At 42.1% G+C, this 9,366-nt stretch carries 10 protein-coding genes; 4 read left to right on the top strand and 6 right to left on the bottom strand.

Features of this window, described 5'->3' with window-relative positions:
* Positions 1-79: 79 nt before the first annotated feature.
* From ACY3FQ_RS10965 to ACY3FQ_RS10950, 4 genes are all read left to right on the top strand, one after another.
* A complete protein-coding gene (locus ACY3FQ_RS10965) occupies positions 80-469 on the top strand; it encodes a tautomerase family protein (protein WP_114836855.1) in 390 nt (129 codons plus the stop codon).
* A gap of 376 nt (positions 470-845) precedes the next feature.
* Positions 846-2,054 carry a 2-octaprenyl-6-methoxyphenyl hydroxylase gene (ubiH, locus tag ACY3FQ_RS10960; RefSeq protein ID WP_151837000.1) on the top strand — a complete coding sequence of 403 codons (1,209 nt, stop codon included), beginning with the start codon at positions 846-848 and terminating at the stop codon, positions 2,052-2,054.
* Positions 2,051-3,295 (top strand): FAD-dependent monooxygenase, encoded by a 1,245-nt coding sequence (locus ACY3FQ_RS10955; RefSeq protein ID WP_489774044.1) that lies wholly within the window; start codon positions 2,051-2,053, stop codon positions 3,293-3,295. Before ubiH ends, ACY3FQ_RS10955 begins: the two co-directional genes overlap by 4 nt.
* 175 nt (positions 3,296-3,470) lie before the next feature.
* Positions 3,471-3,722, top strand: coding sequence for a hypothetical protein (locus tag ACY3FQ_RS10950; protein ID WP_151836998.1), 252 nt, complete (start codon positions 3,471-3,473; stop codon positions 3,720-3,722).
* A 115-nt stretch (positions 3,723-3,837) separates the two neighbouring features.
* Here ACY3FQ_RS10950 and ACY3FQ_RS10945 read toward each other — a convergent pair whose 3' ends face one another.
* The 6 genes from ACY3FQ_RS10945 to ACY3FQ_RS10920 all read right to left on the bottom strand — a co-directional run bounded on the left by ACY3FQ_RS10945 (position 3,838) and on the right by ACY3FQ_RS10920 (position 9,300).
* Complete coding sequence (locus ACY3FQ_RS10945) at positions 3,838-4,494, bottom strand: DUF2238 domain-containing protein (RefSeq protein ID WP_050764484.1); 657 nt, start codon at positions 4,492-4,494, stop codon at positions 3,838-3,840.
* A gap of 96 nt (positions 4,495-4,590) precedes the next feature.
* On the bottom strand, positions 4,591-5,979 hold the full coding sequence (gene purB, locus ACY3FQ_RS10940) for an adenylosuccinate lyase (RefSeq protein ID WP_151836997.1): 1,389 nt from the start codon (positions 5,977-5,979) through the stop codon (positions 4,591-4,593).
* Positions 5,980-6,036: 57 nt separating this feature from the next.
* Positions 6,037-6,768, bottom strand: coding sequence for a high frequency lysogenization protein HflD (hflD, locus tag ACY3FQ_RS10935; protein WP_004980842.1), 732 nt, complete (start codon positions 6,766-6,768; stop codon positions 6,037-6,039).
* A gap of 13 nt (positions 6,769-6,781) precedes the next feature.
* A complete protein-coding gene (gene mnmA / locus ACY3FQ_RS10930; RefSeq protein WP_005399800.1) occupies positions 6,782-7,915 on the bottom strand; it encodes a tRNA 2-thiouridine(34) synthase MnmA in 1,134 nt (377 codons plus the stop codon).
* A 4-nt stretch (positions 7,916-7,919) separates the two neighbouring features.
* On the bottom strand, positions 7,920-8,405 hold the full coding sequence (locus ACY3FQ_RS10925) for an NUDIX hydrolase (protein WP_005399799.1): 486 nt from the start codon (positions 8,403-8,405) through the stop codon (positions 7,920-7,922).
* A 358-nt stretch (positions 8,406-8,763) separates the two neighbouring features.
* On the bottom strand, positions 8,764-9,300 hold the full coding sequence (locus ACY3FQ_RS10920; protein WP_151836996.1) for a gamma carbonic anhydrase family protein: 537 nt from the start codon (positions 9,298-9,300) through the stop codon (positions 8,764-8,766).
* Positions 9,301-9,366: the final 66 nt, after the last annotated feature.

Genomic DNA, 9,366 nt, shown 5'->3' with positions numbered 1-9,366 from the left:
CTTTGTTTTCGTATAAGTGCCATTATGTTAAATAGGGGAGAAACTAAGCTAAAATTAGGGTTTTAATTTAGAGAAAGTAATGTCTCAGATAAAAATTTATGCTTTAAATGAAACAATAGAATTACATCGTGATAATTTAAGTAAAGCTATCCATCAGGCTTTAGTTAAAGAATTAAAATACCCTGAAGAGAAAAGGTTTCAACGTTTTATCGCACTAGAATCTAAGGATTTTGTATATCCAGTAGATCGCAGTAAATCTTATATAATTATTGAAATTTCTATGTTCGATGGACGAACAAAAGAGACTAAAAAAGCATTTATTAGGTCTCTATTCGAAAATATAAACAATCTATGCGGTATTGATTCAAATGATGTTGAGATAACTATATTTGAAACTCCTAAAGAAAACTGGGGCATTAGAGGGAGAAATGCGGATGAACTACAGTTGAATTATAAGGTAAATGTTTAAATTTTCTAAAATTAACATAATACACCTTATACGAAATTATTGAAATTTATCCTTCTTAATCAATACTTTAATTAAAGTTGTTCTAGTGCTCTGAACCCTAGAACGGCTTTTTATTGATTCTTCACGTTCCACGCCTACTATTTAATCAGAGCTCCAGATTTTTCATAAGTTTGCTTAAACCGTGTTCTGAACAAGTTTTGATGAAAATCGAAAAGACTGTCTTTTCAAAAATCATGACATGACACTTTACGGTGAAAGTACGTAAAAACATCCATTTCATTATAAAAAAGAAAATCTTTGATGTAATATAAATCCATTAAAACTTATAGGTATTTGAAGTTTTTGACTTTAGGTACGCCATAAAAAGGATAGAAGCATGCAACAAGAAGTCATCATAGTCGGTGGTGGTATGGTCGGACTCAGTCTAGCGTTGATGTTAGCCAAACAAAACATGGCAGTGAAGCTTTTAGAGGCGATCAAATACCCAAATTATGATGATGTAAACCTTGCGCCATACCATTCTAGCTTTGATGCACGAAACAGCGCCTTGTCACGTCGCACAGTTCAAATTTACCAAGAACTGGGTTTATGGAACGCTTTACAAGAACATGCAACACCTATTTTAGAAGTGAATATCACCGAACAAGGCAGCTTTGGTAAGGCGCGTCTTAAAGCAGAACAAGAAAAAGTCGAAAGCTTCGGGCAGGTCATAGAAAACGCATGGCTTGGTCGTGTACTACTGACGGAAGTTCAAAAACAACCATTTATTGAGCTGATTGATGGTGTACAAGTCACCCAACTGACCCAAGATGCCGATATGGCATACATAGAAGCGAGTCGTGGAGAAGAACAACTGTCATTGCAAGCAAAACTTGTCATTGCTGCAGATGGACGTGATTCATTCTGCCGTAAAGCCTTAGGAATAGGTGCTTCGGAGCATGATTATGATCAAGTCGCTATTGTGACCACGGTACAAACCTCAAAACCGCACAACCATGTGGGTTTTGAACGTTTTAGTAGCTTAGGGCCATTGGCATTATTACCTCTTCCTGGAGAATACCGTCGTTCCGTGGTTTGGCCTGTGAAAAAAGGCACAGAAGGTGAATGGTTGGGCGATGAAAATGACCAGCATTTCTTAGATGCTTTGCAAGAAACTTATGGCGACCGTGCAGGAAAGTTCCAAAAAACAGGTAAGCGTTTTAGTTTTCCATTGTCACAAGTATTAGCAGAAAAGCAGGCCGTAGGACGGTTGGTGTTAATGGGCAATGCCGCGCATACCATTCACCCCGTTGCCGGGCAAGGTTTTAACCTGTGTATGCGAGATGCACACGTCTTAGTACGCTATTTGACGGAGCAAATTGCGCAAAATGCCGATTTGGGCGATGCCGAAATGCTGCAAGCTTATGAGGCTTCACGTTTGACCGATCAACAACGCGTAATTAAGTTCTGTGATTCGGTGGTACGAGGTTTTAGCAACAGTAATCCAATCTTAAAGTTTATTCGGAATACTGGTTTGGTCGCGTTTGATACGATTCCAGGCATTAAACCGCTCGTTGCCAACTATGCCATGGGACTAAAAGCATGAGTCATGTTCAAACTGATGTTTTAGATGTGGTGATTATTGGTGGTGGTTTGGTTGGTGGACTGACCGCCTTGCTTTTGGCGCAAGGCGGTGTGCAAGCTACCGTACTGGATGCTGCACCTATTTTAGATGAACAAAAAACCTTGAGTGTTGCAAACCCACGTGTCTTGGCACTCAGTCAAGCGACGATACACTTGCTTAAAACCGTTGATGTTTGGGACAAGATTGCCCGCCAGATGCCGTATAGTGGCATGCAGGTGTGGAATAAAAATGGCTATGGTGAAATTAACTTTGGTCATACGTCCAAGAAGGAACCACAAGGCGAACAAGCACTCGGTTCTATGGTTGAGCCAAGTTTGCTTAATTTAGCGATTCAACAGCAGATGCTTGCTGTACTCAACGATTACCGAACTCAGGTTAAAGTTGCCCGTGTAGAAGAAGGTGTTGGGATGTGGTATATCCATTTGGCCGATGGTACGGTGTTGAAAACCAAACTGGTGATTGGTGCAGATGGTGCAAACTCTTTTGTACGGGAACAAGCGTTTATCGATATCGATGTGCTGGATTACAAACAGGCTGGTTTAAGCTGCGCCATTCGCACGGCACAGCCTCATCAACACGTTGCACATCAGATTTTTTTAGAAATGGGACCTTTAGCATTTTTACCAATGGCGAGTTTACAGCCAGAGCAAGCAGGGCATTGGCAATCTATCGTATGGACGCTCCCCGATGATTATGCAGAAGAATATGCTGCACTTTCAGATGCTGAATTTACCCAGCTGTTAACGCGAGAAAGTCATCACATGTTAGGCGAAGTGTTGGAAGCGACACCTCGTGCCACTTTCCCACTCAAAGCACGTGCTGCACAGCAATATGTTAAAGCAGGCTTGGCTTTAATTGGTGATGCGGCTCATGTGATTCATCCGTTGGCGGGGCAAGGTGTGAATATTGGTTGTCTTGATGCGGCTGTACTGTGTGATGTATTACTACATGATCTAGCACGTGGCGCGTGGGCACATGAGCAAACACTGAAGCGTTATGAACACCGCCGTAAAGGACAAAATGATGCCATGATGCATAGCATGTCTGCCATCGGTTGGATGGAAACCACACAACTCTTTCCTGTGGTGTGGGCACGAAACTTTGGTTTGAAACAGGTTGAAAAACTGCCTGTATTAAAAGATGCTTTTATGGCACAGGCCAATGGTTTAGGGTTGCTCAAAGAGACGCGTTATGCTGTCTAAGAACGGAAGTGTTATTTTTTAGGCAGTCGTAAAATAAGATTACGATTTTGATTAAAAAAGATACGATTTTCCGTTGAATAAGACTATGCGAAAGGCTGAGAGCTTGTTAAATTTCAACATAATTGGAAACCAGTAATTCATGGGAACCTAAAATGTCATTTGTGGGGAGATTAAGATGACTGATTCAAATGATTATGATGATGTAGAAGACTCAGCAGTCGACGAAGATGAAGCTCAAGCAGCGGAAAAAGGCGCATCAGATTCTTCTGATAATGTTGTAAGTGATGGTGATGTTGCCGAAGCTGAAACACTGACGGTGACTGCAAAATTAAAACAACGCCAAGCACTTGAAGACGAAGTTGCGGCATTCCTTGCTCGCGGTGGCCGAATTACTGAAGTGCCAACAGATGAGTCTGCGAAAGACTAAGAGAGTTAAAAACACCACGCCTGACGTGGTGTTTTTTTTTGTTTTTTAAAACTGATGTACAAATCACTTATACTTGAATGAGTCCTGTCGTTATTTTTTATGGTAGACAAAATGACTACTTTTTCAATAGACAGGCTATGCCTGTGATGATTGCGCCAACTGTGGCTAAAAGCATGTCTTGGTGCGCGTCCCAAATATCACCTTGTTGTCCATTGTAGTTTTCAGCATCTTCAGGCGATAAGCCCATCGCAATAAACCATTCAATCCATTCGTAAATGAGGCTACTTGCCATCACAAATTGAATGACCAGCAAGAATAGGGTGAGTTTAGAAAGTTGAGGCAGCCACACTTGAAACAGACGGTAGAAAAACGGGTAGAGCAGCAAACCGTACGCTAAATGTACAAAGCGATCATACATATTCCGCGTCCAACCGAAACTCTGGTTGAGGTCTAGATTTAAATACTGCATAGACCATTCATTATAGGGCACATAAGAATATAGATAATGCGCACCGAGTATATGAATCAGCAAAAACCCAATATATAGCATAAAACTGATTAAGCTGAGCCCCATTTTATAAAGACAAATGATCAGCGTCACCAACATGAATACGGTTCCGACCTGATGCAGAATATAAGAGCTGACTTCAAGGGGGTGGATCGATGCGAAAGCAATGGCGACAGCGAGTACAATGAGCGCAACCCAATGCGGTTTTTTCAGTTGATAGTCAAAGTGAGCTTTCGTTGTTGTACTTTTAAGGATTGTCATCATTTTTATTGGTTTTTCAATTATGCATATAGGAGATTCTTGTTTGCATTATAGATAAAAAAGCGAAGCCTAAGCTTCGCTTTTTTCAATTTCTAAAAATTAGATTTTAGAAATTAAGTCAGCAACTTGTTTTGCTTGTTCAGCTGCGTTACCTGTATAGGTTGCAGGTGTCATTTCCGCTAAACGTGCGCGGTCAGCAGCAGGGACAGCTTCAAGTTCATTACCATTGACGAAGTCAACCATCATGTCACGTGTCATGGCTTGACCACGAGTTAATGCTTTTAGTTTTTCATATGGTTTTTCAACGTTGTAACGACGCATTACCGTTTGAATTGGTTCAGCTAGAACTTCTTGCGCATTGTTCAAGTCTTCATCAATACGTGCAGCATTCAGTTCAAGTTTACCAATACCTTTTAAACAGGCTTCAAAAGCGATCAAGCTTTGTGCAAAACCAACACCCATGTTACGTAGTACAGTTGAGTCCGTTAGGTCACGCTGCCAGCGAGAAATTGGAAGTTTTTCGCCAAGGTGCGCCAGTACAGCATTGGCTAAGCCTAAGTTGCCTTCTGAGTTTTCGAAGTCAATAGGGTTTACTTTGTGTGGCATCGTTGAAGAACCCACTTCACCATCTTTGAGTTTTTGCTTGAAGAAACCAAGCGAGATATAACCCCAAACGTCACGGTTAAAGTCGATCAAAATCGTATTGAAACGACGTAAAGCATCAAACAGTTCCGCCATGTAGTCATGCGGCTCAATTTGAGTGGTATATGGGTTAAAGCTTAGGCCTAAAGACTCAACGAATGCTTGTGAGTGTGCAGGCCAGTTGATGTCTGGGTAAGCAGAAAGGTGAGCGTTATAGTTACCTACCGCACCATTAATTTTGCCTAAAAGCTCAACTTGTTTGAATTGTTTGATTTGGCGCGCAAGACGGTACGCTACGTTTGCCATTTCTTTACCCAAAGTGGTTGGGCTTGCCGTCTGACCATGTGTACGAGACAACATAGGTTGGTCAGCATGCTTTTCAGCCAATGCCACGATTGAGTCAATGATTTGCTGCATAGATGCAACCAATACATCACGACCACTTTTCAGCATTAATGCATGAGACAAGTTGTTGATGTCTTCAGAGGTACACGCAAAGTGAATGAATTCACCCGCATTTTTAAGCTCTTCGATGCCTTCAATTTTTTCTTTCAGGAAGTACTCAACGGCTTTGACGTCATGGTTCGTGGTACGTTCGATATCTTTAATACGGTTGGCATCGCTTTCAGAAAAGTCAGCAACAATTGCATCAAGTGCAGCATTGGTCTCAGCACTGAAATCAGGCACTTCAGTGATTTCTGGACGGTTTGCAAGCGCTTGTAACCAACGCACTTCAACAGTCACACGAGCATGGATTAAACCAAACTCAGAGAGGAAAGGACGAAGCGCATCACATTTGCTAGCGTAGCGTCCATCTAATGGAGAAAGTGCGGTTAAAGCGTTCATAGCGATTCCTTAAACTTTGGAATTAAACGTAAAACTAAAAAGCCCGTCGATCATGTGTTAAATCACCTGATACTGTAAACGAGCGAGATCTTGAATATCTTTGAGCAATTTGCGTTTACTAAACACCATGCCCCATGAACTTCCACCGAGCTGACGCCATAAATGTGCCATTTGTAAGCCAGTGAAGAGGGAAGCTCGAATGCGGTTGGTATGCGATGAGTCTTTAAATGCTTCTGCATTGCCCCGCACCATAATGCGTGGGTTAATTTGCCCGGCGGTATCGACGTAGGTTTGTGCGAGGTTGGCAATGATGCTTGGGTGTAAATAGTTATTATCGAAAAAAGAAAGCTGTCTTAAGATTTTTTGTTGGGACTGTTCAATAATTTCAACGAATTTGGGGTTGCTATACACTTTCTTTTCGAGTTGTAAGAGTGCCATGGCATAGGTCATGGGAAGTTTAGCGGTGGATAATTTGGGAATTCGAGTTTTGGGTGAGGTATTAAAGGGCTGGGTAATGCTACTTTCTAAGGTTTTCAGTCCTAAGGAGATGTCCGCCAGTTGATGAAAGAAGTCTAAAGTTTGTCCACTTTGGTTGCCCTTCGGTCGGATATTTAAACTGGCTTTAATCAACTGCTCTAAATAGAAGTTACCGCTTTCCCCAATACTTTGCTGACCGCTTAAGGCGGTCATATGCGTTAGTTGCGCGGACTGAAAAACAGCCGCCAACGCCAAAGCTCGGTTTTGGCGTTCGTTCAAAGTTTGAGGCTGTTGAAACGGTAACTCAGCCATGTCTTAAAATCCTTTAAATAAAATCAGGTTTAGGAGCATTGGTATGATGAATCACGCCACCGCCTAAACAAACTTCACCTGAGTAGAATACGACACTCTGACCCGGAGTCACAGCACGTTGGGGTTCATCGAACTCAACACGTACGCCACCTGGGGTAGTCGGATCATTAAAGATCACACAATCTTGGTCATCTTGGCGATAGCGCGTCCGTGAGGTACAACGGAAACCTGTTTCAGGAATCTGCATTTCACCTGCGACCCAGTCAATTGTTTCACTCCAAAGTGTAGTACTTTGCATGAGTGGATGTTCATGACCTTGACCAATCACCAAACGGTTGTTTTCAATATCTTTATGTAGAACGAACCATGCGCCTTCAGCCACACCTTTCAAACCACCAATACCAATACCACCGCGTTGACCGAGCGTATAGTACATTAAGCCGTGATGTTCACCAACCTCTTTGCCATCATCTAAGACGATTTTTCCAGCTTGTGCAGGTAAGTATTGTTTTAAGAAGTCATTAAAACGACGTTCACCAATAAAACAGATGCCTGTTGAGTCTTTTTTCTTCGCCGTGACTAAGTCATATTGTTCCGCAATTTTACGTACTTCAGGCTTTTCAATTTCACCGACAGGGAACAACGTCTTATTAATTTCACGGCCATGCACAGCATGTAAGAAATAGGTCTGGTCTTTGTTTTTATCTAAACCACGCAGTAAAGGTGCGTATTCCTCACCTTTAGAGTTGGTCATAGTTTCGCCGCGACGTGCATAATGACCAGTCGCAATAAAGTCTGCGCCCAGTTGCATAGCATGATCTAAGAACGCACGGAATTTGATTTCTTTATTACATAAAATATCTGGGTTTGGTGTACGGCCCGCAGCATACTCCGCTAAGAAATGCTCAAATACCCGATCCCAATATTCCATAGCAAAGTTAGCGGTGTGTAACTTAATCCCTAGTTTGTCACAGACGGCTTGAGCATCGGCTAAGTCTTCCATAGCCGTGCAGTATTCCGTACCGTCATCTTCTTCCCAGTTCTTCATGAAAAGACCTTCAACTTGATAACCTTGTTGAAGAAGAAGAGCAGCAGAAACAGATGAATCTACACCACCCGACATACCGACGATGACACGTTGTTGCATAGGACTAGGCATCCAAACTTGAAATAAGGGGAGAATTTTGGTGCTCATAAACGAGCGATAAAGGATATTTTTGCCCCGCGAGTGCGTCTTGAACCGCTTTAATCACCAATGGACTACGTGCACGGGCCGTTTCGAGTAGTTCATCCAAAGTCATCCATACTGCACCCACGATACCTGTATCGAGTTCAGCGGTTGGACTGTGATGAAGTGACTGCGCTAAAAAGCAGAAACGATAATACGTGCGGTCTGGAAACATGGGTGGTGTATAGGTATAAATGCCCAATAACGCATCTATAGACACTTCATGTCCAGTTTCTTCCATAGTTTCACGAATGGCAGCTTCGATGAGTGTTTCACCTGATTCAACATGGCCAGCAGGCTGGTTAAATACAGTGTGTGTCACACCCGCAGTATGCTCTTCTACAAATAGAAATTTTCCGTCTTTTTCAACAACAGTTGCGACGGTGACGTGAGCTGTCCAAGCGGTCATATAAAAGCACCATGGGGTAAAAGGAGTATTCTACAAAATTTAGGCGGTGGTGGCTATGTTATGAATATAAAATTAGTAGCTTAGTTCCAAGCTTTAGGTATTGTCTTCATCCGCTAGGCTATGTAGGTATTGTGGTGGACTTGGACTGCCAAGTTACCAGAGCTGATTATTCATAATGATTTAAAAGAAGGGCGTTTGGTCAAAGTGATTCCAAACTGGGAGCCAAAACCCGAAATGATTCATTAATTGATTTTTTAGTGACAGCATTTGAGAAGTATTAATCCGCAGATTCAGCATTTTTGAAGGGAATATTGTTATTTGATCTGATACGAAAAGGGGAGCAAAATGCTCCCAATGATTATGACTCTAAATAATGCCCCGATACTTTGACATAGTTTTGTGCTGAATACGGTAAGAATGCCAACTCTTTTTCTGTTAGAGGACGAACTTTTTTGGCAGGACTACCGACATATAAATAGCCACTTTCCAGTACTTTCCCTGGTGGAATTAGTGTTCCTGCGCCAATCATCACATCGTCAGGAATGATGACATCGTCCAAAACAATGCTATTGATACCAATCAAAACCCGATTGCCGATCGTACAGCCATGTAAGGTAACATGGTGACCAATCGTGACATCTTCGCCAATGATTAAAGGCGAGCCATTTGGTTTGTCCGCTTTTTTATGACTAACATGCAGCATAGCATGGTCTTGTACATTTGAGTTTTTACCAATCTGAATATGGTTTACATCACCACGAATCACGGCAAAAGGCCACACAGAAACATTTTCAGCCAAGATGACATCACCAATCACTACCGACATTTCATCGATATAGCAGTTGTTGCCAAGCTGTGGAGTGCTGTTCAAATAAGGGCGAATATTTTTAGCCATGTTGGTGTTCTGCCTTTGCGTAGGTGCCCATTATAAAATAAAAAAGCATCCAGACCGAGGTGTGGA

Source organism: Acinetobacter sp. AB03 (genome assembly GCF_058107045.1).
This window is presented reverse-complemented; position numbering and strand designations above follow the sequence as displayed.

Excerpts from the sequence above, each read along its gene's own strand:
- ACY3FQ_RS10925 (WP_005399799.1), bottom strand. The coding sequence starts at position 8,405 with ATGACCGCTTGGACAGCTCACGTCACCGTCGCAACTGTTGTTGAAAAA.
- ubiH (WP_151837000.1), top strand. The coding sequence starts at position 846 with ATGCAACAAGAAGTCATCATAGTCGGTGGTGGTATGGTCGGACTCAGT.
- ACY3FQ_RS10945 (WP_050764484.1), bottom strand. The coding sequence starts at position 4,494 with ATGATGACAATCCTTAAAAGTACAACAACGAAAGCTCACTTTGACTAT.
- mnmA (WP_005399800.1), bottom strand. The coding sequence starts at position 7,915 with ATGCAACAACGTGTCATCGTCGGTATGTCGGGTGGTGTAGATTCATCT.
- hflD (WP_004980842.1), bottom strand. The coding sequence starts at position 6,768 with ATGGCTGAGTTACCGTTTCAACAGCCTCAAACTTTGAACGAACGCCAA.
- ACY3FQ_RS10950 (WP_151836998.1), top strand. The coding sequence starts at position 3,471 with ATGACTGATTCAAATGATTATGATGATGTAGAAGACTCAGCAGTCGAC.
- ACY3FQ_RS10965 (WP_114836855.1), top strand. The coding sequence starts at position 80 with ATGTCTCAGATAAAAATTTATGCTTTAAATGAAACAATAGAATTACAT.
- ACY3FQ_RS10955 (WP_489774044.1), top strand. The coding sequence starts at position 2,051 with ATGAGTCATGTTCAAACTGATGTTTTAGATGTGGTGATTATTGGTGGT.
- purB (WP_151836997.1), bottom strand. The coding sequence starts at position 5,979 with ATGAACGCTTTAACCGCACTTTCTCCATTAGATGGACGCTACGCTAGC.
- ACY3FQ_RS10920 (WP_151836996.1), bottom strand. The coding sequence starts at position 9,300 with ATGGCTAAAAATATTCGCCCTTATTTGAACAGCACTCCACAGCTTGGC.